The following is a 23,419-nucleotide window of genomic DNA, read 5'->3' as shown; positions in this document are numbered from 1 at the left end:
GCGCGCGTGGGTCGGTCCGGCTGCACTAGCCTGGGCGAAGCAGCTGAAGTTTCTCTAGGAGTTCGGAGGTTGGCCGTGGAGGTCAAGATCGGTGTGTCGGAAAGCTCTCGCGAGCTCGTGGTGAACAGCGCTCAGTCGCCCGACGAGGTCGAAGCGCTCGTCGCCACGGCGCTCGAGGGCAAGGACGGCGTGCTGTCGCTCGTCGACGAGAAGGGCCGCAAGTTTTTGATCCACACCTCGAAGGTCGCCTACGTCGAGATCGGCCCCGCCGACGCTCGCAAGGTCGGATTCGCCACCTAGACGTCGTGGACGAACGCGAGGCCCCGTATCGAATCGATACGGGGCCTCGGTCGTCTGCGGGTACTCGGGCGGAGTCGAACTACGGAGACTGCAACGGCACGTGCGACAGACCACCCCACGCCAGCGAGACCGTGGTGTCCACTGCGTCTTCCTTCGAGATGGGCCGGTCCGCTTCGAGCCAGTAGCGCGCCGTGAACTGGCTTGCGCCGACGAGGCCGACCGCCAGTACGCGTGCTCGGTACGGATCGAGGCCGGAGTCGTGGGCGACGAGGTCGAAGACCGCGTCCACGCACGCCTCGGTTGCCTGTTCGACGCGTGCGCTGACCTGAGGTTCGCCCATGAGGTCCGACTCGAAGACGAGACGGAAGCCCTGGGAGTCCGTGTCCACGAAGTCGTAATAGGCGAGTACGGCCGCCCGGACGCGCTTGCGGTTGTCCGTCGTCGAGCGCAGCGCTTGACGGACCCCGGAGATCAGCGTGTCGACGTAGCTCTGCAGGACTGCGAGGTAGAGCTCGAGTTTGCCGGGGAAATGCTGGTAGAGGACGGGCTTGCTGACGCCCGCGCACTCGGCGATCTCGTCCATTCCCGACGCGTGATAGCCGCGGGTCACGAATATTTCGCTCGCTGCCGCCAGGAGTTGTGCGCGTCGCGCATCGCGGGGCAGCCGCGCGCTGCGACGGCCGGCCGTGGGGGCCGGACGGTCCGTGGACGTCCGATCCGCGATTTCAGTCATAGTGCTCGATCCCATCCGCATTCGTCTCTGCACCCGTTGTGGGGGACCCTGGGCCGAGATGGTGTCGTCTCGAATTCGGGTAGTGCAGATCGTGGCAACGATACCTCCCGGCAACGGTACGTCCGATACGACCGCCCGCGGGTCGTCCGCCGACGCCCGGATCTTCGGTTGCCGACGCCGCGACCTGCCGGTCGGTTTGGAGACCGGCCGGTTGTTCCGTGTCACTGATTTCGGCGCGGCGAACAGAGGATGTCGACGACTGTGAGATTCTGGCGTGGTGACTGACCGAGGTGGGCCGCGGCGCAGCGGAAGGAACAGATCGAGCGCCGACGACTCCCGTGACACCGAACGAGACCGGCAGTACTCGACTGTCGGTGGCCGAGCGCGCCGCGCCGAGCGCGACATGCGCCGTGAGTTCGACGACGGTGACCCGGACGATTTTCCGCGCGACGTGGGTTCGCGTGGTTCCCATCAGCCGTTGCGTGCGCAATGGGATCCCACGACGCGTACCGAGCCGCGCAAGCCCCGCACACGGTCGCCGCGCCCGGAACGTCAGGCGAAGAAGCAGAGCAAGCTCGGCAAGTTCGCGTCGGTGTACGGCTGGCGTGCGTACGCCATTCCGATTCTTCTGGTCGTGACGGCCTTGGTCGTGTTCGATGCCGTTCGTACCGGTGATCCGGCGACGACCACGGCGGGTGGTACGAATCAGTCCGCCGATCCCGGGTTCGGCGCGCTGAGCACCGACACGACCGGTTCGACCGACGTCATCGGTGTTCCGCCGGCCGCGGACGGCAACTTCGCGGACTCGATTCCGTCGGGAGATCTGCCCGACGGCGGCCCGTTCGCCGTGCAGGGCGCGGGCACGTGGCACACCGTTGCGGGAACGACGCCGCAGGTCGGTCAAGGTACCGAGCGCGTGTTCACCTACACGGTCGAGGTGGAGGACGGGGTCGACACCGTCGGTTTCGGAGGCGACGAGTCGTTCGGCCGTCTCGTCGATCAGACGCTCGCCAACCCGAAGAGCTGGACCAACGATCCGAGATTCGCCTTCCGTCGTGTGGATTCGGGTGAACCGGACTTCCGCATCTCGCTGACATCGCAGATGAGCATCCGGCAGGCGTGTGGGTACGACATCCAGCTCGAGGTCTCCTGCTACAACCCCGGGATCGGACGTGTCGTGCTGAACGAGCCGCGTTGGGTGCGCGGTGCCATCGCGTTCCAGGGCGACATCGGCTCGTATCGTCAGTATCAGATCAATCACGAGGTCGGCCACGCCATCGGCTATCAGCAGCACCAACCGTGCGAGACCGAGGGAGGCTTGGCGCCGGTGATGATGCAGCAGACCTTCGGGACCGCCAACGACGACATCGCCCGGCTCGATCCGGAAGGCGTCGTGCCGATGGACGGCAAGACCTGCCGGTTCAATCCCTGGCCCTACCCGCGTAGCTGACCTGGTCGACGCCCGCGCTGAAAGAGAGAACGAACGACATGGTCCAGCTGCCCCCGCTGGTGGAACCGTCGGCGCCGCTGTCCCACGAGGACGTCGCGCGCTACAGCAGGCACCTCATCATTCCCGACGTCGGCACTCTCGGTCAGCGTCGACTCCGTAACGCCCGTGTGCTGGTCATCGGTGCGGGTGGCCTCGGCTCGCCCGCACTCCTCTATCTGGCCGCGGCAGGCGTCGGCACGCTGGGCATCGTCGACGACGACGTCGTCGAGATGTCCAACCTTCAGCGTCAGGTCATCCACGGTCGGTCCGACGTGGGCCGATCGAAGGCGCAGAGCGCGGCCGAGTCGATACGCGAGATCAACGACGGCGTCGACGTCCGGCTGCACGAGTTCCGACTCGATCGAACCAACGCCGTGGCGTTGTTCGAACAGTACGACCTGATTCTGGACGGCACGGACAACTTCGCGACCCGGTACCTCGTCAACGACGCGGCCGTACTCGCGCACAAGCCGTACGTGTGGGGCTCGATCTACCGGTTCGAAGGTCAGGTGTCGGTGTTCTGGGAGGACGCACCCGGTGGCGTCGGCCTGAACTACCGGGATCTGTATCCCGAGGCGCCGCCGCCCGGCATGGTGCCGTCCTGCGCCGAGGGCGGTGTTCTCGGCGTGCTGTGCGCGTCGGTCGGCTCGGTCATGGTGACCGAAGCGATCAAACTCGTCACCGGCATCGGCGAGACGCTGCTCGGTCGGTTGATGATCTACGACGCCCTGTCGATGAACTACCGGACGTTGCGGGTGCAACGCGATCCGGACCGAACACCGATCACCGAACTGGTCGATTACGACGCGTTCTGCGGGGTCGTGTCCGACGAGGCCGCGGCTGCCGCGGACGGGTCGACGATCACCCCGGCGGAATTGGCCGCGCTGATGAAGGGCTCCGACGACGTCGCGCTCATCGACGTACGCGAGCCGGTCGAATGGGACATTGCGCATATCGACGGCGCAACACTCGTGCCCAAGGGCCGGATTCTGTCGGGTGAGGCACTGGCCGAGCTGCCGCAGAACCGTCGGATCGTGCTGCACTGCAAGACCGGTATCCGCTCGGCCGAGGCACTCGCGGTGCTGCACGAGGCGGGTTTCGGCGACGCCGTCCACCTCCAGGGTGGAATTGTCGCGTGGGCAGCACAGGTGGATCCGAGCCTGCCGCAGTACTGAGTGGGGTCGATTACTCGTGAGGTTCGTGCGTCGCGCGCCTGCGCCGGGGTGCGGGCGGTCGACGGTAGCGTGACAGACGTGAGCTCTGTGGAACCCCCTCAGCACGTGATCTCCACGTTCGGGCTGCGCGACGTGCCTCCCATCCCGCTCGGGGCCGATTGGGACGGTGGTTGGAGGCTCGGCGACGTCGTGCTGTCGCCCGTTGCCGACCACGCCCGTGCGGCGTGGTCGGCCAAGGTGCGCGAGAACTTGGTGGTCGACGGGGTTCGACTCGCTCGGCCGGTGCGATCCACCGACGGGCGTTACGTCGTCAGCAGTTGGCGCGCGGACACGTTCATCGAGGGTTCACCCGAGCCGCGGCACGACGAGGTCGTCTCGATGTCGGTTCGCCTGCACGCCGCGACGGCTCAGCTGGACAGGCCGCGGTTCCTGTCGCAGCTCCCGGTCGCGCCGTGGGCCGACGTCGACGTCTTCGCGGTCGCCGACCGTGCCGCGTGGGAGGCGGTTCCACTGCGTGCCGCGCGCGGCGCTGGTGCGCCCGAAGTGACCTCCGACGACGGCAAACAGAGTCTGGAGCTGATCAAGCAGCTCGCGAGCCTGCGCAAACCCGTCGAATCGCCGGATCAGCTGGTCCACGGCGACCTGTTCGGCACCGTTCTGTTCGAGGGCAGCGACGCCCCCGGCATCACCGACATCACTCCGTACTGGCGACCGGCGGCGTGGGCGGCGGCGGTATCCGTCGTCGACGCGATCTCGTGGGGCGGTGCGGACGATGCTCTGGTCGGTCGCTGGGAGGACTTGCCCGAGTGGCCGCAGATGCTGCTCCGTGCGTTGATCTTCCGCTTCGCGGTGCACGCACTGCACGCGCGGTCGACGCCCGAGGCGTTTCCCGGTCTGGCGCGCAGCGCCGATCTCGTTCGGCTGTTGCTCTAGGTTCGCCGGCGGGCGTTCAGGCCTCGCGGACCAGTTCGTCGAACAGCACCTGGGCGGCCTGACCTGCCCGATCGGCATCGCCGTCGACGATCGCGTCGACCAGGGCGATGTGTTCGGCGTCGTAATTCAGGTCGTGTGCGACGAGGTGATGCAGCATGGCCTGCTGGATGACCGGAAGCAGAGAGTCGTAGAACTCCAGATAGACGGCATTGTGGCTGGCCGCGACGATGGCACGGTGAAACAGCGCGTCGACGGCGATCGCCTCGACGGTGACGCCGCCGCTCATCGATTCGTTCCGGTTCGCGAGCGCTTCTGTCAACGCGCGGATGTCCTCGTCGTCGCGGCGTTCGGCGGCGAGCATCGCCGCGGTGACCTCGAGAGCGCGTCGGAGCTCGGTGACGTCGCGGTCGAGAGCGTCGGCGAAGTACTTTCCGAGAGTGCCGCCGAGGTCCGAGGTGGCCAGGACGAACGTCCCCGATCCCTGCCTACGCTCGACCATCCCTGCGTGCACGAGCGCCTGAACGGCTTCGCGGACCGTGTTGCGCCCCGTTCCGGTCATCTCGCACAGCTCGGGCTCGGTCGGTATCCGTGACCCGACAGGCCATCGCTTCGAGACGATCTCGTCACGGAGCTGCGCCGTCACCTGAGAGATCAGGCTGGAACGCTGTACCTGCTGCACGTTGGACTCCCCGTCGGTCTTCGCGCCCCGGGTTCTGCGCGATCGGCCGCTAGTTTAACGCTTTGCGGCCGATGATCCGGTCATCCTATGATTCAACGCGTGGGTACCAGCGCCGTCGTCACCGAGACCTCCGAACACTCCGAATCGACCCGACTCCTTCGTGGCCGAATTCTGGTGTTCGCGGCGATCATCGTCTCGGCGCTGACGCTGCGCGCGGCCGTCACGAGTATCAGCCCGTTGTTCGGTCGTATCGGTGACGATCTGCACTTCGGGTCCGGAGTCATCGGTCTCGTGGGAATGTTGCCGCCGGCGATGTTCGCCGTGTTCGGTCTGCTCACTCCCGTGATCGCGAAGCGCACCGGACTCGAGCGCGCTGCACTGATCGCGATGACGATGACGACGGTGGGCATGGCCGTGCGCGCGTTCGCGCCGGGGACCGTGTCGTTGTTGGTTCTGTCCGCTCTCGCGTTGGCGGGCATGGGAATCGGCAACGTCGTCATCCCGCCGCTCGTCAAGCGCTACTTCTCCGACCGGCTCGCCGTCGTCAGCACGATGTACATCTGCGCGATGCAGATCAGCACGCTGGCTCCTCCGTTGCTCGCCGTTCCGGTCGCGAATGCGCACGGCTGGCGCATCTCGATCGGAGTCTGGGCCGTCGTCGGGCTCGCGGCGGCCGTGCCGTGGCTGGGAGTCGTTCTCGCGCGTCGGGGCAGGGACGTGGCGGACGTGTCGGGGGAAGAAGGGTCGGCTGCGGTCCACGAGGAGTCGACGGGACGCATCTGGCGTTCGTCGCTCGCCTGGGGAATGGTCGGCATGTTCGCGATGACCTCGTTCATCACCTACGCAATGCTCACCTGGCTCCCGACGCTGCTGACCGACGCCGGAATCGGCGAGGCTGCGGCAGGCGCATCCGTCGCCGCGTTCGGTGCCATGGGTCTCGTCACGTCGCTCGGTGCGCCGTCGCTGTGCGCGCGTCTGCGCAACCCGTACGGACTCGTCGTCGTGGCTGCCGTGTTCTACCTCGTCGGATTCGCCGGTCTGCACTGGTCGCCGGCGTCGGGCACCGTCGTCTGGGTCTGTCTGCTCGGTCTCGGCACCTTGACGTTCCCGATGTCGTTGACGCTGATGAACCTGCGCACTCGCACCCCGGCAGGCTCGTCGGGTCTGTCCGGCTTCACACAGGGCCTCGGTTACGTCGTCTCGTCGATGGGCCCGCTGTCGTTCGGTCTGCTGCATTCGGTGTCCGGGGGATGGGGCGTGCCCGTCCTCGTGCTGACCGTCTGTGTCGCCGTGCTGCTCGTGGCCGGCTACTTCTGCTGCCGGCCTCGGATGCTCGAGGACACCTGGTGACGGGAAGTCGCCGTCTATCTCACGTTCGGCTTCTGCCGAACGTGAGACCAAGTTAATCGCGAGGTCATCGCGGGCAGCGCCCGCGCAACATGGCTTTCCTAGATTCGGTGCACACACCCGATCAGGAGGCCTACGTGACAAGCACCCCCGAGGCATTGCCAGCCGGTACTGTCCCCGCCGACGCTGTTTCGTCTGCAGTGCCGAAACCGGGCACGGTTCCGGTGTCGAAGAACCATCGCATCAGCTACTGGAACTCCGAGGACATCGAGGCGTGGGAGGCCGGCGGCAAGGACATCGCGAAGCGGAATCTGATCTGGTCGGTCGTCGCCGAGCACGTCGGCTTCTCGATCTGGTCCATCTGGTCGGTCATGGTGCTGTTCATGCCGGTGTCGGTGTACGGCATCGACGCGGCGGGCAAGTTCTTCCTGGTCGCAGTCCCGACTCTCGTCGGCGGCATTCTGCGCATTCCCTACACGTTCGCGACGGCCAAGTTCGGCGGACGTAACTGGACGATCTTCAGCGCTCTCGTGCTCCTCGTCCCGACGGTGCTGACGATGTACTTCATGCTGAATCCGGCGTCGTACACCACGTACATGATCGTCGCCGCGTTCGCGGGACTCGGTGGCGGCAACTTCGCGTCCTCGATGACCAACATCAACGCGTTCTACCCGCAGCGTGAGAAGGGATGGGCGCTCGGCCTCAACGCGGGCGGTGGCAACATCGGCGTGCCCGTCATCCAGTTGATCGGTCTGCTCGTCATCGCAACCGTGGGCAACACCGCGCCCGAGATCGTCTGTGCCGTGTATCTCGTGTTCATCGCGATCGCCGCGGTCGGCGCAGCTTTGTTCATGGACAACCTGGAGAACCAGAAGACCAACGGGCGCTCCATGATCGACGTGCTGCGGTTCTCCGACTCGTGGTGGATCGCGTTCCTCTACATCGGCACGTTCGGATCGTTCATCGGCTTCAGCTTCGCGTTCGGTCAGGTTCTGCAGATCAACTTCCTGGCTGGGCTGACCGACGGCGCACCCGCGACGGCCGCGCAGCAGGCACAGGCGTCGCTGCACGCAGCCCAGATCGCGTTTCTCGGGCCGCTTCTCGGATCGATCTCGCGTCCGTTCGGTGGCAAACTCGCCGACAAGATCGGCGGCGGGAAGATCACGCTGTACACGTTCGTCGCCATGGTCTTCTCGACCGGCATCCTCGTCGCCGCGAGTACGTGGGACGACAACACCGCGGGCGCCGCGAGCGGAACGATGATGGCGTTGTTCGTCGTCGGATTCATCCTGCTGTTCCTGCTGTCCGGCCTCGGAAACGGCTCGGTCTACAAGATGATCCCTGCCATCTTCGCCGCCAAGTCGGTCGAACTGCAGGGAACGACGATCGAAGAGCAGCAGCACTGGTCCCGCAGGATGTCCGGTGCGCTCATCGGAATCGCCGGCGCCATCGGCGCTCTGGGCGGTGTCGGCATCAATCTCGTTCTCCGCGCGTCGTACTCGGGTGAGGCGAAATCCGCGACGACCGCCTTCTGGGTCTTCCTGGCCTTCTATGTCCTCTGCTGCGGCGTCACCTGGGCGGTCTACCTGCGCAAGCGCCCCGCGAATTCGGCTGCAGCGGTATGACTCTCGAACTCGACACATCGAAAGGACCTCTCGTGAAGAACGCGGTGGTTGTTGGACACGGAATGGTCGGTCACCGGTTCGTCGAAGCGCTGCGTGCGCGTGACGAGGCCGCCGACTGGAAGATCACCGTTCTGTGCGAGGAGGCGTTGCCGGCCTACGACCGTGTCGGTCTGTCGTCCTACGTCGGTAGCTGGGATCACAAGGAGCTCGCACTCGCGGGCAACGACTATCTCGGTGACACGGCCGTAGAGATGCGGCTCGGAGTGCGCGCCGACAGTATCGACCGTGCGGCGAAGACCGTGACGACGTCGCTCGGCGACACCGTCGACTACGACGCCCTGGTCCTCGCGACGGGGTCCTACCCGTTCGTACCGCCGATCTCCGGCCACGACCTTGACGGGTGCTTCGTCTACCGCACGCTCGACGACCTCGACCGCATTCGCGCTCGCGCCGACGCTGCCGGGCCGGGAGCCGTCGGCATCGTCGTGGGCGGTGGCCTCCTGGGGCTCGAAGCCGCGAATGCACTGAAGAAGATGGGCATGACGCCGCACGTCGTCGAATTCGCACCACGGCTCATGCCGTTGCAGGTCGACGAGGGTGGCGGCGCACTGCTGGCGCGTCTCGTCACCGATCTCGGACTGTACGTTCACACGGGAGTCGGTACGTCGTCCATCGCCGAGAACGACAGCGCCGGACTGTCGGTGGAGTTGTCCGACGGCACGGTCATCGACGCCGCCCTCGTGGTGTTCTCGGCAGGTGTGCGGCCTCAGGATCAGCTGGCACGCGATTGTGGTCTCGAGGTCGGCGCACGTGGCGGCATCATGGTCGACACCGGTTGCCGCACAGCGGATCCCGACGTCTACGCGATCGGTGAGTGCGCTGCCGTCGAGGGTCGATGCTACGGTCTCGTCGCACCCGGATACTCGACGGCCGAGGTCGTCGCCGACCGGTTGCTCGGGGGCGCAGCCGAATTCCCGGGTGCCGACATGTCCACCAAGCTCAAGCTCATGGGCGTCGACGTCGCCAGCTTCGGTGACGCGATGGCCGCGACGCCCGGTGCGCTCGAAGTCGTGTTCAGCGACGCACCGAAGGGTACGTACGCGAAACTCGTCGTGTCCGACGACGCCAAGACGCTGCTCGGCGGCATCCTCGTCGGCGATGCGACGGCATATTCACTTCTGAGACCGCTTGTCGGACGCGAACTCCCGGGCGATCCCGGGTCGCTGATCTCGCCCGCGGCCGAGTCCGTTGGCATCGGTGCACTGCCCGACGACGCCGAGATCTGCTCGTGCAACGGGGTGACGAAGGGTGCGATCTGCGGTGCTATCGAGGGCGGCGCCTGCGACCTCGCCTCGGTCAAGAGTTGCACGACGGCAGGCACGACGTGCGGCGGCTGCCTCCCGTCGATCAAGCAGCTGCTCGCGGCGTCGGGCGTCGTGTTGTCGAAGTCGATGTGCGAGCACTTCTCTCAGTCGCGCGCCGAGCTGTTCGAGATCGTCCGTGCCACGAACACGCGAACCTTCTCCTCTCTCGTCGCGAAGTACGGGACGGGAACCGGCTGCGACATCTGCAAGCCCGTCGTCGCATCGATTCTCGCGTCGACGTCGTCGGACCACATTCTCGACGGGGAGCAGGCGTCGCTGCAGGACACCAACGACCACTTCCTCGCCAACATTCAGAAGAACGGGACCTACTCGGTGGTGCCGCGCATGCCCGGTGGCGAGTGCACGCCCGAACAGCTCATCGTCATCGGCGAGGTCGCCCGCGATTTCGGTCTGTACACGAAGGTCACCGGTGGTCAGCGGATCGACCTGTTCGGCGCACGCGTCGAACAGCTTCCGGCGATCTGGAAACGACTCGTCGACGCGGGGATGGAATCCGGCCAGGCGTACGGCAAGTCGCTGCGGACGGTGAAGAGTTGCGTCGGGTCGAGCTGGTGCCGCTACGGCGTGCAGGACTCGGTCGGCATGGCCGTCGAACTGGAAAATCGTTACCGCGGACTGCGTTCCCCGCACAAGATCAAGTTCGGTGTGTCCGGCTGCGCACGCGAATGTGCCGAGGCGCGGGGCAAGGACGTCGGCGTCATCGCGACCGAGGGCGGCTGGAACCTGTACGTCGGTGGCAACGGTGGACAGTCGCCCAAGCACGCGCAGCTGTTGGCGTCGAACCTCGACGACGCGACGCTCGTCAGCTACATCGATCGGTACCTCATGTTCTACGTGCGCACCGCGGACCGACTGCAGCGCACCGCCCCGTGGCTCGAATCCCTCGACGGTGGCCTCGACCATCTGAAGGCGGTCGTCGTCGAGGACAGCCTCGGAATCGGCGCCGAGTTGGAGGCCGACATGGAACGCCACGTCGCGGGATACAAGGACGAGTGGGCGGGTGTCCTCGAGGACGAGGAGAAGCTGAGCCGGTTCGTCTCGTTCGTCAACGCACCCGACGAGGCGGACCAGACCATTTCGTTCGACGACAGTGGTCAGCGCAAGGTTCCCGTGTTGATGGGAATGCCCCGAGTCGGCGCGTGACGCATGTGCACACCGCAGTAATGGCTGCTTAACGACGAAGAAACATCGGCAACGTGCAATAGCACCAGGAGGTACTCGAATGACTGTCATCGATACTCGAACCAGCACGGACCGGGCCGTCTCGGCCGGCACGCACGCCGCTCGCGAATGGACGGCAGCGGCCGCGATCGACACCCTGGTTCCCGGCCGAGGCGTGGCGGTGCTGCTGCGAGGAGGCGTGCAGGCTGCACTGTTCGTTCTCCCCGGAGGTGACGTGTACGCCGTCGGGAACATCGATCCGTTCGGCCGCGCCGCGGTCATGTCCCGTGGCCTGGTCGGTGACCGCGCAGGGGAGCCGACCGTGGCGTCGCCGCTGCTCAAGCAGGTGTTCTCGCTCGTCGACGGCCGTTGCCTCGACGACGAGTCGGTCGGCCTCGGCTCGTTCGAGACAAAGGTGGTCGACGGTGTGATCTTCGTGCGGGGCGCGACGACATGAGCCAAGCCGCCGAGGCTGCTACGCCTCTGGCAGGGTTTGCCGTCGGGGTCACCGCGTCGCGTCGTGCCGAGGAGTTCGCGACGTTGCTGGAGCGCCGAGGCGCATCGGTGATGCACGCTCCGGCGATCCGCATCATCCCGCTCGCCGACGACGCAGAACTCGAACGCGTCACCGACAGCATCATCGCCGAGCCACCGGACATCACCGTCGCCACGACCGGAATCGGATTTCGTGGATGGGTCGAGGCCGCCGACGGATGGGGTAGGGCAGAAAGCCTGGGGCGGGCACTCGCGTCGTCGAGACTGTTGGCTCGCGGACCGAAGGCCAAGGGTGCCATCCGTGCGGCCGACCTCCGCGAGGAATGGTCGCCCGCATCGGAGTCGTCGGCGGAGGTGCTCGAACACCTTCTCGACGAAGGAGTCGCGGGTAAACGTGTCGCCGTTCAATTGCACGGTGCGACAACCGAATGGGAACCGGTGCCGGACTTCTGCGAGGCGCTGCGCGACGCAGGCGCGGACGTCGTGCCCGTGCCGGTGTATCGGTGGACCGCCCCCGACGACGGCACGCCGATGGACCGGATGATCGAGGCGGTGCTCGTCGGCGATCTCGACGCCGTCAGCTTCACGAGTGCACCTGCCGTGGCGTCGCTGCTGATGCGCGCGGACGTCAGCGGTGTGCTCGAACCACTGCTGCACTCGCTGCGCACCCGGGTTCTGCCCGTGTGCGTGGGTCCGGTGACGGCGGCGCCGCTCGAACATCTGAAGGTGGCGACGACGCAGCCGGCGCGCGCTCGCCTGGGTGCACTGGCCAGACATATCGCCGAGGAACTCCCGCGGCGTGCGCGGCCGATGCAGGCGGGCGGTCATTCGATCAGCATCCGGGGTCGATGCGTCGTCGTCGACGGCGTCGTGCGTTCGATCTCACCCGCCGGGATGGCCCTGGTGAAGACACTGGCCCGTAGGCCGGGGCAGGTCGTGTCCCGCGACGAACTGCTGGCGTCGCTGCCCGGCGGTGGCGACGACACCCACGCCGTCGAGACCGCGATGACACGGCTCCGGTCGTCACTGGGCGCACCGAAGACCATTCAAACCGTGGTCAAGAGGGGATATCGCCTCGCGATCGATCCCGCCGACGTCGCCGTCGACGACCGGTCGCACATCCCCTCCGCACCACCGATTCGAGTTCCCGAGGGGAGCAAGTACTAGATGAACGTGAAGAACCCGACGCTCGTGCTGGTCGCGCACGGAACCCGCAATCCCCGCGGCGTCGAGATGGTCGCCGAACTGGCCGACGCGGTCGGCCGCGAGGTCGGCGAGACGCGCGTCGCGTTCGTCGACGTGCTCGGTCCGTCTCCGTCCGAAGTGCTGAGAGGTCTCACGGCTCCCGCTGTCGTGGTACCTGCGTTCCTGGCCTCCGGCTATCACGTGCATACCGACGTTCCCCGCGAGGTTGCCGACAGCGAGCACTCGCGGGTGACGGTCACGCGTGCACTCGGTCCCGATCCGGTGTTCGCGCAGGTCATGCTCGAGCGGCTGCGCGCAGTGGGCTGGAACGACGGCGACGCCATCGTGTTCGCCGCGGCGGGATCGTCCGACCAGCGAGCACTACGGGACCACCGTCGTGCGGCGGCGATGCTGGCCGACCTCGCGCAGGTGCCGGTGCGTATCGGGTACGTCGCAACCGCACAGCCCGCGGTGCCCGACGTAGTCGCCGAGCTCCGTCGAGACGGCCACAGGAGAGTCTTCGTGGCGTCGTACCTGCTGGCACGCGGGCTGTTCCACTCCAGGCTCGTCGACGCGGGCAGCGACGGCGTCGCCGATCCGCTCGGCGTCCACGCTGGGATCGTCGATCTCGTCGTCGACCGATTCCGTGCCGGTGCAGCGGTTCTCCACGATTCGATTCCTACCGAAACAGCGGAAGTAGCTCCACGGGGTCGTCGGGGCTGACATGCGGCGGGACGACCGCCAACGCGTCGTGACCCACGAGGTGAAGCAGGTGTGCGGTGCGCACGGCGGTGTCCGCGCGCCATCCCACCCCATCGCGCGAGACGGGAACGATGCGCGCACTGTCGGACGCGACGTCGGCAGCGTTGGTGAGGAAGCCGAGCCACGGCGTGGTGGGTATCCTGCCGGTCAACGCGTCGACGATCGCGGGTGCCGTCATCATCAGGGTGCTGACGGCCGCCAATGGATTGCCGGGCAGCCCGAGCACGACGACCCCGTTCGGCAGGACCGCCGTGATCTGAGATCCGCCGGGGCGGATGGGGACCCGGCTCACGATGGTCTCCGCTGACGCCCGGTTCAACGCAGACCTGAGTTGATCCGCCGCGCCGCCGCCTGTCGCGCCGACGACGACCAGCAGGTCCACGTCCGACGCGTCGGCGAGTAGTTCGTCGAACGCGGCAGGTGTGTCGTGGAGGTGCACGGAGTCCGCCGTGTCGACGCAGCACGAACGAAGGTAGCGCGGAAGGACCGGGCCGATGCTGTCACGGGTCTGACCGGGGTCGAGTGGACCCTCGGCGCGGATCTCGTTCCCGCTGAACACGGTTCGGGCACGAACCGGCCCGCGAACCGGCAGGTTGCCCACCTCGGCGCTGAGAGCGACCGATACCACGGCGGCCGAGACGGTCGTTCCCGCAGAGACCAGTTCGGTCCCCGGTCGCCAGTCCTCACCGCGTCGGCGTGCGTCGTTCCGCACCGGTGCGTCGGGACGTCGACGCAGGAGCCCGTCGTCGCCGACGACGACGTGCTCGTCCCGCACGACGGCGGTGGCGCCGTCGGGAACCCGCGCTCCGGTTGCGATGCGAACGGCGTCGCCGTCGTGCATGTCTTCGAGATCCGACGTTCCCGCGAAGGCAACCTCGCCTCGCACCGTCCACGGCTCGTCGCCTGCCACCGCGTAGCCGTCCATCGCGGACGTGTCGACGTGGGGGAGCGCACCGGCAGCGACGAGGGCGTCGGCGAGGACACCTCCCTCGGCCTCCACCGGAGGTACGTGGCGTACCGCAATGGGCGACAACCGTTCTCGAATCCTCGCCCGTGATGCCTCGATGCCCGACGCGTGGAGGGCGGTGCGTTCCCGTGCTCGGCGCACGTCGTCCGGTGTATCGCAGTCGTCGGTACCGGGGACGGCGACGGTGCGGTAATCGTCCGGGAGGAGGGAGCGAACAGGCTGTCCTGCAACGTCTTCGAGTGCGTTTATCTTGTGGTTCAGTGTCGAACGTGCCCACGCGCCGAAGAGATACTGTGTCCTTCCGGCGTCGTCCGTCGCGAACACGACGGGTGAATCACCCACGGCTGCAACAAGAGTGGTGATGGCGCGGGTGTCGACGAACGGAAGGTCGGCCGCGATGACCACGACGATGTCGGCCGTGGACCGCGACAGTGCTTGCAGCCCCGCGGCGATGGCTGCGACGGGTCCGGAGCGGACAGGCTCCTCGCGTGTCTGGAGGACGTCGTCGGCGAGATCGTCGCGGTGAGGACCCACGACGACGATCCGTCGTGCGTCTCCGACGGCCTCGACGGCCCTGTGCACGAGGGGCATCCCGCCGACACCGAGACCGGGTTTGTCGATGCCTCCCATGCGCCGAGCCGACCCGCCGGCGAGTACGACGGCGTCGAAATCGGGGAGTGGAGCCTGCAGGAACGAGCCGGTATCCGGGAGTTGCGCCTGCCGGGACGACCCGACCGGGTGTGAGGTCACGTCGGAAGCGGCACGTTCTGCAGTCGAACCTGACCGCGCGCGATGGTCTTGCCGCTGTCCGAAGCCGTGACGGTCACCAGCCACAACTGTTGAACGCGGCCCTGCTGCAACGGTTCCGCGACGACGTCGACGCGTCCGCCCTTGCTGGCGCGCAGGAAATCGGTTCCGTTGTGCACGCCGACGGCGAACTCGCCTCGTTCCTTCACGGCCTCGCTCGCACCGATGCTGGCGGCGCTCTCGACGGCCGTCGTGTAGACGCCGCCGTGCACGACGCCCCAGGGGGTGAAGTGCTCCTCGGACAGCTCGATGTGGCCGACGACGCGTGTACCCGACACCTCGTCGACGACCAGACCGGCAGCGGCGACGAACGGACTTGCCTTCTTCAGGGCGTACTTCGCGGTCGACCGCGGGTCGAACTGTCCGAGATCCATACCTGACGAGGTTAGTCGGTGAACGGGAAGCGGATTGCTTTCAGGTCCACTCGACCGTCCCGAGCCAGGATGCCCTCGGCGCGCAATTGTTCGAGCTGCCGCGTGGCCAGGTGCGCGGCCGGCTTTCCGCTGGCCGACAGCACTCGATGCCACGGAAGGTCCGCAGAGTCCGTTCGCATGATCCAGCCCACGATGCGCGGGCTGGACAGCCCGGCGGCCGCGCAGATGTCCCCGTACGTCGCGACGTGGCCCGGGGGAATGGATGCGACCAGCGATCGCACGGTCTCGACCTGCTCGTCCGTGATGCGCGCCATCTACAACAGCTCACGCACCAGATCGGCGACGTCGGCGGGCTTGGCCTGAGGAACCATGTGATCGCAGTCGAGTTCGACGATCGTCAGGTCGTCACCCAGCTGTGCATCGAGCGCCTTCTTGAACTGGTCGGTCACGTACGGTGGCTGTACGCGCATCGCCTGCACGACGACGGTCCTCGTACCCGCCGGGGGCACGACGAGCGGCCGCGCGAGCTCACCCCACGACGCGACGATCGCCGCCGTCGACATGCGCCACTTGACGCGGCCGTTGTCGGCCCGTTCGAGATGCTCCTCGATCTCGCGATCCAGAAGTTCGACGGGAACGTCCGCCCACGCGCCGTTGATCTTCTCCGACTTCGCCTCGTCGGCATCGGTGTAGTCGGGATACTTGGCGGTGAGCTCGGCGACCTCGAGCAGGTCGTTCGGGTCGATCTCGATCGCCGGGTCGAGAAGAACGAGCCCTCGCACGAGCTCGGGATGCGTCGCCGCCAGATGCACGGCCAGCGCGCCGCCGTACGAATGGCCGACGACCAGGACCGGTCCACGCGCGTGGTTCTCGACGAGCGTTCGCAGTGCACCGATCTGCGCGGCGATGTCCCACGGCGGAGTCGACGGCGATCGGCCGTGGCCGATCAGGTCCGGGGCGAGGAATCGGGCCTCGGGCAGATGATTCTCGGCGAGGTCACGCCAGCGGGCGCCGTGTCCGGTCATGCCGTGCACGGCAAGGATCTCGGGCCCGTCGACCGGCCCGTACGTGTGAAGGTTCAGCTGGGGCACCGGTTCAGTCTGCCGCATCGATGCGATCGCAGGGCGCCGGGTCGGACGGTCACGGGATGCGAGTGTGTCGGTGGGGCGTGATCCAATCTTCTTCCATGGACGGACGCGGCGGTGACAGGCAGGGCGGTGACAGGCAGGGCGGGGCGACGCTCGTGCGGGCGCCTCGCGTCGCGCAGGCTCGTCGCACGTGGTCGGGCGACGCCCAGCGGTTGTTGACCAGTTTCTCGGATGCCGCCGAAGCCGCAGCCGACGGAGGTGCGGCGTGGCGTCCGTGGCAGGTGCTCGGCGGTCCCGGCACCGGCAAGACCTCGTTGATGGCCGATTACGCGGTGTCCCGCATCGCGGACGGCGACCCGGAATCGGTGCTCGTGCTGACGCAGTCGAAACGGGCTTCGGTCCGGATGCGCGAGCAGATCACCGCGGGACTGTTCGCCGGCGAACTTCCGGTGCGAGCGACGCGTGAACCGTTGGTGCGCACCGTCCACTCGTACGCGTTCGCCGTCCTGCGTCTGCAGGCGGCCATCTACGGCAACCCACCTCCTCGGCTTCTCACCGGCGCCGAGCAGGACGCCGTGGTCCGCGAGATGCTGCGAGGAGACATCGAGGACGGCGCTGCCGACTGGCCGGAGAGGCTGCGCCCTGCACTCGGCATGTCGGGTTTCGCCACGGCGGTCCGCGATCTGATGCTGCGCTCGGCCGAACGGGGTATCGGCCCGGAGGACCTCGTCAAACTCGGCCGAAAGCACGGACGCGAGGAATGGGTCGCCGTCGGCAAGTTCGCGGCGCGCTACGAGCAGGCCATGTTGCTGCGCGGTGCCGTCGGAATGGAGGCAGCAGGGGCGTCGGCGCCCGGGCTCGACGCCGCGGAGCTCATCGGCAGCGCGCTGATGGCCTTCGCGACCGACCCGGAGCTGTTGCAATCCGAGCGCGCCCGCATCAGGCACCTCGTCGTCGACGACGCGCAGCATCTCGATCCACAAGCGGCGCACTTGATTCGGGCCATCGGCAGCAACACCGACTCCACCGTCGTCGCGGGCGACCCCGACCAATCGGTCTTCACGTTCCGCGGTGCCGACCCGTCGTTCGTCGCGGATCTGGCCGAGCCGGGGGATGCTCGCCGAGTGGTGCTGACGCACAACTTTCGTAGCGATCCCGTCGTTGCGAAGATCGCTCACTCCATCGCGGGCCGACTTCCGGGTCTCGCGCGTCATCGAGGTGCGGAGGCAGTCGGCGCACCGCGTTTCGGCGAGGCCAAGGCGCTCGTTCGGGTGCACGCGTCGGCGGCCAAGGAGGCCACTGCCATCGCCGACGTCATGCGGCGCGCCCATCTGGTCGACGGCATGCCGTGGTCGGAGATGGCCGTCGTCGTGCGGTCGGTTCCCAGGGTCGTCGCACCGCTGCGACGAGCACTGCAGGCGGCGGGTGTTCCCGTCGTGACCCCGGCGTCGGAACTGCCGCTGCATCGGCAGCACGGTGCCGTGGGTCTGCTGTTGGTGCTGCGGTCCATGGTCGACGACTCGTTCGACGGTGAGGACGCGCTCGCGTTGCTGTCCGGTCCGATCGGCGGCGCCGATCCTGTTGCGCTGCGTCGGCTGCGCCGTGGCGTCCGGCGAATCGAGTTGGCCGCGGGCGGCGAACGCGACTCGTCGGAACTCCTGCGGGCGGTCATCGTCGACGCCGGGTCCCGGCGCTCGGAAGGCGATGCGCCACAGTCGGATTCGGCGTGGGTGTCCGAGCTCTCGGACGTCGAGTCGGCGCCGCTGCGTCGAGTCCTGTCGGTGGTACGGAAGGCCGCTGCCGTCGCTCGACGTGGGCGCGGCGTCGAGGACGTGCTGTGGGCGGCATGGCAGGGCACCGGTCTGGAACGGCGGTGGGCATCGGTGTCGGCGTGGGGCGGCTCTGCGGGTGCGCAGGCGGATCGGGATCTCGACGCCGTCGTCGCACTGTTCGACGCCGCTGCGTCCTACGTCGACCGGTTGCCCCAGGCGCGGCTCGCCGGATTCGTCGACTACATCACCCAACAGCAGATCCCGGGCACCCGTATCTCGGCGGCGGCCGCAACCGACGCCGTCACCGTCCTCAGTGCGCACTCGGCCGCGGGACGGGAATGGGAACTCGTCGCGGTCCCCGGAGTGCAGGAGGGGCTGTGGCCCGGGCTGCGGGCCCGAGGCAGTCTCCTCGGTACCGAGTCGCTCGTCGACCTCACGTCGGGAATCGCCGACGCCGCCTCGTTGATCGACGGCAGACTGTCTCGTACGGCACCGTTGCTCGCGGAGGAACGCAAGCTGTTCATGGTGGCGTGCAGCCGCGCTCGATCCATCCTGATCGTCTCGGCGGTCGATTCGAGCACCGGCGACGCGGATCTCGTCCGATCCCGGTTCGTCGACGAGCTCGTGGCGGGCGACGCCGACGAGCAGGGCTCCCAGGACGCCGACGACTGGTCGACGCACGCACAGGACAAGGAGTCGAACGAGCGGGTGCTCGCGCTGCCCATGTTGGTGGCCGAACTGCGCAGCGTCCTGTGTGATTCCGTTGTCGCAGAACAGGATTCCGCGAAATGGAATCGCGCCGCGGCGCAACTGGCGCGCCTCGCCGACGCGGGGGTCAAGGGAGCTCACCCCGACGAGTGGTTCGGGCTTGCGGATGTCAGCACCGATGCGCCGCTGTGGACCGTCGACGACGGACCGGTTCCGCTGTCGCCGTCGACGGTCGAGCAGCTGACGACGTGCCCGCTGCGGTGGATGCTCGATCGTCACGGAGGCAACGACGGTGCCAACGCCCATGCCGTGACGGGAACGCTCGTGCACACGCTCGTGCAGGCGGTCGCCGGCAACATGCCACCAGATCAGGTCCGACGTGCCCTCGAAACAGCTTGGGATGCCGTGGATCTCGGGTCGCAGTGGTTCTCGCGGCGGGAGCTCGATCGAACCGCCACGATGCTCGAGACGTTCGAAGCATGGCTGCGCGGCACCAGGGGAGAATTGACCGAAGCCGGCGTCGAAGTGACGGTGCAGGGAGTGCTGCCTGCACGGACGGACGACGAACCGGCGGTGGCGTTACGTGGCCGTATCGACCGTCTCGAGCACGACGCCGACGGCAGGCCGGTGATCATCGACGTCAAGACGGCCAAGAGTGCTCTGTCGAAAGAAGATGCGCGGAGCCACAATCAGCTCGCGACCTACCAGGTCGCGGCTGCGGCCGGAGCTATCGAGGGGGAGCCCGCAGCACAACCGGGAGGCGCACGCCTCGTCTACGTGGCCAAGCCGCACAACAAGGACGGCGCGACACAGCGGATGCAGGAACCGCCGAGTCCCGAGACGCTGGAGGAATGGCGCGACATCGTGCACGCCGCGGCCGCCGCGACGAAGGGCCCCACGTTCAGGGCCTTCGTCAACGACGGGTGCAGGCACTGCCCGGTCAAGTCGAGCTGTCCCGCGCACGAGACCGGAAGGCAGGTGACCGACAGTTGACCACCCGATCCGCGCCGAAGAAGCGGCAGGAACGACCGGAACCCCGCATCGATCCGATCGAGTTGGCCCGTGCACTCGGTCAGAAACATCCCCCGACCGCCGAGCAAGCCGCGGTCATCTCCGCGCCCTCGGGTCCGACCCTCGTCGTCGCCGGAGCCGGCGCCGGCAAGACCGAGACGATGGCTGCACGCGTCGTGTGGATGGTGGCCAACGAATTCGTCGACCCCGACAGCGTGCTCGGCCTGACGTTCACCCGAAAGGCCGCACAGCAGTTGACCACCCGTATTCGTGCGCGGCTGAACCGCCTTGCCGGATCGGATGTCGTCCGTGCCCTCGACCCGAGTCTGCATCTGCGCGAGCGCATTCTGACCGGTGAGCCGGAGGTCAGCACCTACCACTCGTACGCGGGCCGACTTTTGACCGAACACGGCCTGCTGCTGCCGATCGAACCGTCGGCCACACTGCTGTCCGAGACCGAGCTGTGGCAACTGGCCCATCGTGTCGTCAGCACGTGGGACGGTGACCTCGACACCGATCGCAACCCGACGTCGATCACCGAAGCCGTACTGGCTCTGTCCGGTCAGCTCGCCGAACACCTCGTCGATCCCGACGATCTTCGCGAGGCGCATACCGACCTGGACAAACTCGTGCACGGTCTGCCCGCGGGCCCCAAGCAGCGCGGTGGCCCGTCGAAGGCGCTGCTCGACATCCTTGCCGCGCAACACGATCGGATCGCGTTGCTCCCACTGGTCGAGCGGCTCGCGCAGACACTCAGGCGCGAGGGCGCGCTGGACTTCGGCAGCCAGATGTCGCTCGCCGCGCGTGTGGCCGCCGACCACGCCCCGGTCGGCCGCGCCGAACGCGAACGGTTCCGACTCGTTCTGCTCGACGAATACCAGGACACCGGGCACGCTCAACGCGTGCTGCTGTCGTCGCTGTTCGGCGGCGGATCGGATCCGACGCTCGCGTTGACGGCCGTCGGCGATCCCATGCAGTCGATCTACGGATGGCGTGGTGCGTCGGCAGCCAATCTGCCGCGTTTCGCGACCGACTTCCCACTCGCCGACGGAACGCCGGCGCCGCGGCTCGAGCTGCTCACGAGCTGGCGTAACCCGCCCGAGGCGCTCGAACTGGCCAATCACATCACCGAACCGCTGAGGCGCACGGGAGTTCCGGTTCCGACGCTGCGAGCGCGTCCGGGCGCTACACCGGGTGACGTCCGCCTCGCGGTCACCGACACCGTGCTGACCGAACGTGAATGGGTCGCCGATCGGATCGCCGACGAGTACCGACGTGCGCGTGACGAGGACCGACCTCCGCCCACTGCGGCCGTCCTCGTTCGACGCAACGCCGACGCCGAGCCGATCGCGGAGGTGCTGCGGTCCCGTGGCCTCCCCGTCGAGGTCGTCGGACTCGGTGGGCTACTGCACATACCCGAGATCGCCGACGTCACCGCGATGCTTCGACTGGTCGCCGATCCGATGGCGGGCAGCGCAGCGATGCGTGTCCTCACCGGGTCTCGCTGGCGGATCGGTGCGGCCGACCTACGCCAATTGGCGCGGCGGGCGAAGCGACTGTCCATCGCAGGTGGTTTCGGCGCGTCGGGACGCGTCGACGATCGGGCCGCACTCGACGCCGCGCTCGAAAGTTCGCTTCCCGGTGAACAATCCGAGGAAGCCGGTCTCGCCGACGCGATCGCGGACCCCGGGCCGGCAGAGCATTATTCGGAGGTCGGGTACCGCAGGATCACAGCGCTGGCCGCCGAGGTGCATTCGCTGCGCGAACGTATCGGCCAGCCGCTCACCGAACTGGTGGCCGACATCGAGCGAGCCATGGGCATCGGTGTCGAAGCGCAGGCGCGTACCGCGGCGGGCGTGGTCGGCGGGGTCGGGCGCGAACACCTCGACGAGTTCGCCGGTGTCGTGGCCGACTACGCCGACAATCCGACGGCTACCGTCACCGGGTTCCTGTCCTTCCTCGGTGCTGCCGAGACGGTCGAGGACGGGTTGGCGCCCGGCGAGGTCGAGGTGGCGCCGCATCGTGTCCAGGTGCTGACGGTGCACTCGGCCAAGGGCCTCGAGTGGGAGGTGGTGGCCGTTCCGCACGTCGCAACCGGAGTGTTCCCGTCGACGACGGCGTCGGCGACCTGGCTCGGCGCGCTCGCCGAACTTCCCCCGTCGCTACGCGGTGACAGGTCCGTCGCCCAGGAGGACGGCCGAATGTCCGAAGGTGTCCCCGTCCTGGAGCTGGAGGACCTGCACAACCGCAAGGACCTGCAGGACGCCGTCGACCGCCACAAGGAGGCGCTCGCGCGACGCCGGCTCGCCGAGGACAGACGTCTGTTCTACGTCGCGCTCACGCGCACCGAGCGTGCACTGTTCGTGTCGGCGCATCACTGGGACGAGAGCGCCACCAAACCGCGCGGACCGTCGCCCTTCCTGATCGAGCTGAAAGAGTTGATCGACGAGCGAGCGCACACCGAGTCGGCTCCGGTGGCGGTCGTCGACCGGTGGGCCGACGCGCCCGACGACGGAGTGAACAATCCGCTTGCCGCCGAACCGCATTCGGCGTCATGGCCGCGCGATCCACTCGGAGCGCGACGGGCAGCGGTGGAGAACGGCGCCCGGGCCGTACTCGCGGCGTTGCGCGGTCGTGCCGACGGGACGAGCGAGCAGCAGGACGACGACCAGCAGGACGACGAGCCGCAGAATGACAACGACGCCGATCCCGAGCAGTGGGCGGCGGACGTGGACGCCCTGCTGGCCGAACGAGCGGAACGAGCCGGATCCACTGTGACCGTTGCGCTGCCGGAGAACCTGTCGGTCAGTCAGTTGGTCGATCTCGCGGCCGATCCCGATGCCTTGGCGTCGCGCTTGCGTCGTCCGTTGCCGTTCCCGCCGAATCCGTTGGCGCGCAGAGGTACGGCGTTCCACGCGTGGATCGAGCGGAGATTCGGCGCGACGCGGCTCCTCGACCTGGACGAACTGCCCGGATCAGCGGACACGGGTGCTGCGACGGACGTCGATCTCGAGACGCTGCAGCAGGCCTTCCTCGACTCGGACTGGTCTCTGCGCAGTCCCGTCGAAGTCGAGGTGCCCTTCGAGACCTCGGTCGCCGGAACGGTTCTGCGGGGCCGGATCGACGCCGTGTTCGCCGATTCCGACGGCGGTTGGACCGTCGTCGACTGGAAGACGGGCGCCGAGCCGACTCCGAAGGAGGAGAAGTCGGTGGTGATGCAGCTCGCGGCGTACCGCATCGCCTGGGCCGAACTGATGTCTGCGGTGTCCGCCGAACCGGTTCCGCTCGAGAAAGTGCGCGCCGCGTTCCACTACGTGCGCAGCGGCCGCACCGTGGCGCCGGCAGAGCTGCCCGACGCCGACGCGTTGGCGGCGCTCATCGAGGGACGGACCGATGTCCGGTTCGATTCGGACGCCCCATGAT

18 protein-coding genes are annotated in these 23,419 nt (G+C 67.6%); 12 read left to right on the top strand and 6 right to left on the bottom strand.

The genetic code is table 11. From position 1 onward, the window contains the following. Positions 1–75: 75 nt before the first annotated feature. The gene (locus RhoFasB10_RS07560) at positions 76–300 is read left to right on the top strand and encodes a DUF3107 domain-containing protein (RefSeq protein WP_068421457.1); all 225 of its coding nucleotides are present in this window, start codon (positions 76–78) and stop codon (positions 298–300) included. 79 nt (positions 301–379) lie between these two features. On the opposite strand, the gene RhoFasB10_RS07555 is transcribed toward RhoFasB10_RS07560, so the two are convergent. Beyond that, positions 380–1,033: a TetR/AcrR family transcriptional regulator gene (locus RhoFasB10_RS07555; protein WP_068421454.1), complete on the bottom strand. Its 654-nt coding sequence runs from the start codon at positions 1,031–1,033 to the stop codon at positions 380–382. 277 nt (positions 1,034–1,310) lie between these two features. Here RhoFasB10_RS07555 and RhoFasB10_RS07550 point away from each other — a divergent pair, with 277 nt between their 5' ends. From RhoFasB10_RS07550 to RhoFasB10_RS07540, 3 genes are all read left to right on the top strand, one after another. Next, positions 1,311–2,483 carry a DUF3152 domain-containing protein gene (locus tag RhoFasB10_RS07550; protein ID WP_068421626.1) on the top strand — a complete coding sequence of 391 codons (1,173 nt, stop codon included), beginning with the start codon at positions 1,311–1,313 and terminating at the stop codon, positions 2,481–2,483. A gap of 38 nt (positions 2,484–2,521) precedes the next feature. Continuing rightward, positions 2,522–3,697, top strand: coding sequence for an adenylyltransferase/sulfurtransferase MoeZ (moeZ, locus tag RhoFasB10_RS07545; protein ID WP_068421448.1), 1,176 nt, complete (start codon positions 2,522–2,524; stop codon positions 3,695–3,697). Positions 3,698–3,775: 78 nt separating this feature from the next. Next, positions 3,776–4,630: a TIGR02569 family protein gene (locus RhoFasB10_RS07540; protein ID WP_068421623.1), complete on the top strand. Its 855-nt coding sequence runs from the start codon at positions 3,776–3,778 to the stop codon at positions 4,628–4,630. Positions 4,631–4,646: 16 nt separating this feature from the next. Here RhoFasB10_RS07540 and RhoFasB10_RS07535 read toward each other — a convergent pair whose 3' ends face one another. Further along, positions 4,647–5,309, bottom strand: a complete 663-nt coding sequence (locus RhoFasB10_RS07535; RefSeq protein ID WP_068421445.1) for a FadR/GntR family transcriptional regulator — start codon at positions 5,307–5,309, stop codon at positions 4,647–4,649. Between the two features lie 99 nt (positions 5,310–5,408). Between RhoFasB10_RS07535 and RhoFasB10_RS07530 the strand changes: the two genes are divergently transcribed. From RhoFasB10_RS07530 to RhoFasB10_RS07505, 6 genes are all read left to right on the top strand, one after another. Further along, positions 5,409–6,659, top strand: coding sequence for an MFS transporter (locus tag RhoFasB10_RS07530; protein WP_167675838.1), 1,251 nt, complete (start codon positions 5,409–5,411; stop codon positions 6,657–6,659). Positions 6,660–6,856: 197 nt separating this feature from the next. Further along, positions 6,857–8,281, top strand: a complete 1,425-nt coding sequence (locus RhoFasB10_RS07525) for a nitrate/nitrite transporter (RefSeq protein WP_068421442.1) — start codon at positions 6,857–6,859, stop codon at positions 8,279–8,281. Beyond that, complete coding sequence (nirB, locus tag RhoFasB10_RS07520; protein ID WP_167675836.1) at positions 8,278–10,809, top strand: nitrite reductase large subunit NirB; 2,532 nt, start codon at positions 8,278–8,280, stop codon at positions 10,807–10,809. The genes RhoFasB10_RS07525 and nirB overlap by 4 nt, the downstream gene beginning before the upstream one ends. Positions 10,810–10,888: 79 nt before the next feature. After that, a complete protein-coding gene (gene nirD, locus RhoFasB10_RS07515) occupies positions 10,889–11,284 on the top strand; it encodes a nitrite reductase small subunit NirD (RefSeq protein ID WP_068421438.1) in 396 nt (131 codons plus the stop codon). After that, positions 11,281–12,489, top strand: a complete 1,209-nt coding sequence (locus RhoFasB10_RS07510; RefSeq protein ID WP_068421437.1) for a uroporphyrinogen-III synthase — start codon at positions 11,281–11,283, stop codon at positions 12,487–12,489. The genes nirD and RhoFasB10_RS07510 overlap by 4 nt, the downstream gene beginning before the upstream one ends. Next, positions 12,490–13,230: a sirohydrochlorin chelatase gene (locus tag RhoFasB10_RS07505; RefSeq protein WP_084423541.1), complete on the top strand. Its 741-nt coding sequence runs from the start codon at positions 12,490–12,492 to the stop codon at positions 13,228–13,230. On the opposite strand, the gene RhoFasB10_RS07500 is transcribed toward RhoFasB10_RS07505, so the two are convergent. Genes RhoFasB10_RS07500 through RhoFasB10_RS07485 form a run of 4 tightly spaced genes read right to left on the bottom strand, consistent with a single transcriptional unit; the run spans position 13,187 to position 16,508 of the window. Next, complete coding sequence (locus RhoFasB10_RS07500; RefSeq protein WP_261768736.1) at positions 13,187–14,926, bottom strand: NTP transferase domain-containing protein; 1,740 nt, start codon at positions 14,924–14,926, stop codon at positions 13,187–13,189. The genes RhoFasB10_RS07505 and RhoFasB10_RS07500 overlap by 44 nt on opposite strands. 56 nt (positions 14,927–14,982) lie before the next feature. Continuing rightward, positions 14,983–15,417 (bottom strand): PaaI family thioesterase, encoded by a 435-nt coding sequence (locus tag RhoFasB10_RS07495; RefSeq protein WP_068421436.1) that lies wholly within the window; start codon positions 15,415–15,417, stop codon positions 14,983–14,985. Between the two features lie 11 nt (positions 15,418–15,428). After that, complete coding sequence (locus tag RhoFasB10_RS07490; protein ID WP_068421435.1) at positions 15,429–15,731, bottom strand: MGMT family protein; 303 nt, start codon at positions 15,729–15,731, stop codon at positions 15,429–15,431. Beyond that, entirely contained in the window at positions 15,732–16,508 is a 777-nt protein-coding gene (locus tag RhoFasB10_RS07485) for an alpha/beta hydrolase (RefSeq protein WP_068421432.1), read from the bottom strand. Positions 16,509–16,603: 95 nt separating this feature from the next. Between RhoFasB10_RS07485 and RhoFasB10_RS07480 the strand changes: the two genes are divergently transcribed. Both RhoFasB10_RS07480 and RhoFasB10_RS07475 read left to right on the top strand, forming a co-directional pair. Continuing rightward, the gene (locus tag RhoFasB10_RS07480) at positions 16,604–19,978 is read left to right on the top strand and encodes an ATP-dependent DNA helicase (protein ID WP_167675834.1); all 3,375 of its coding nucleotides are present in this window, start codon (positions 16,604–16,606) and stop codon (positions 19,976–19,978) included. Beyond that, complete coding sequence (locus tag RhoFasB10_RS07475; protein WP_206030613.1) at positions 19,975–23,418, top strand: ATP-dependent DNA helicase; 3,444 nt, start codon at positions 19,975–19,977, stop codon at positions 23,416–23,418. The genes RhoFasB10_RS07480 and RhoFasB10_RS07475 overlap by 4 nt, the downstream gene beginning before the upstream one ends. Position 23,419 lies beyond the last annotated feature (1 nt).

Origin of the sequence: Rhodococcus sp. B10 (assembly GCF_011770055.1) — a bacterium.
Lineage (GTDB): Bacteria > Actinomycetota > Actinomycetes > Mycobacteriales > Mycobacteriaceae > Rhodococcoides > Rhodococcoides kyotonensis_B.
The sequence above is the reverse complement of the archived record's forward strand: the minus strand, read 5'-3'. Positions and strand labels throughout refer to the sequence as shown.

Excerpts from the sequence above, each read along its gene's own strand:
- RhoFasB10_RS07555 (WP_068421454.1), bottom strand. The coding sequence starts at position 1,033 with ATGACTGAAATCGCGGATCGGACGTCCACGGACCGTCCGGCCCCCACG.
- moeZ (WP_068421448.1), top strand. The coding sequence starts at position 2,522 with ATGGTCCAGCTGCCCCCGCTGGTGGAACCGTCGGCGCCGCTGTCCCAC.
- nirB (WP_167675836.1), top strand. The coding sequence starts at position 8,278 with ATGACTCTCGAACTCGACACATCGAAAGGACCTCTCGTGAAGAACGCG.
- nirD (WP_068421438.1), top strand. The coding sequence starts at position 10,889 with ATGACTGTCATCGATACTCGAACCAGCACGGACCGGGCCGTCTCGGCC.
- RhoFasB10_RS07510 (WP_068421437.1), top strand. The coding sequence starts at position 11,281 with ATGAGCCAAGCCGCCGAGGCTGCTACGCCTCTGGCAGGGTTTGCCGTC.
- RhoFasB10_RS07505 (WP_084423541.1), top strand. The coding sequence starts at position 12,490 with ATGAACGTGAAGAACCCGACGCTCGTGCTGGTCGCGCACGGAACCCGC.
- RhoFasB10_RS07495 (WP_068421436.1), bottom strand. The coding sequence starts at position 15,417 with ATGGATCTCGGACAGTTCGACCCGCGGTCGACCGCGAAGTACGCCCTG.
- RhoFasB10_RS07490 (WP_068421435.1), bottom strand. The coding sequence starts at position 15,731 with ATGGCGCGCATCACGGACGAGCAGGTCGAGACCGTGCGATCGCTGGTC.
- RhoFasB10_RS07480 (WP_167675834.1), top strand. The coding sequence starts at position 16,604 with ATGGACGGACGCGGCGGTGACAGGCAGGGCGGTGACAGGCAGGGCGGG.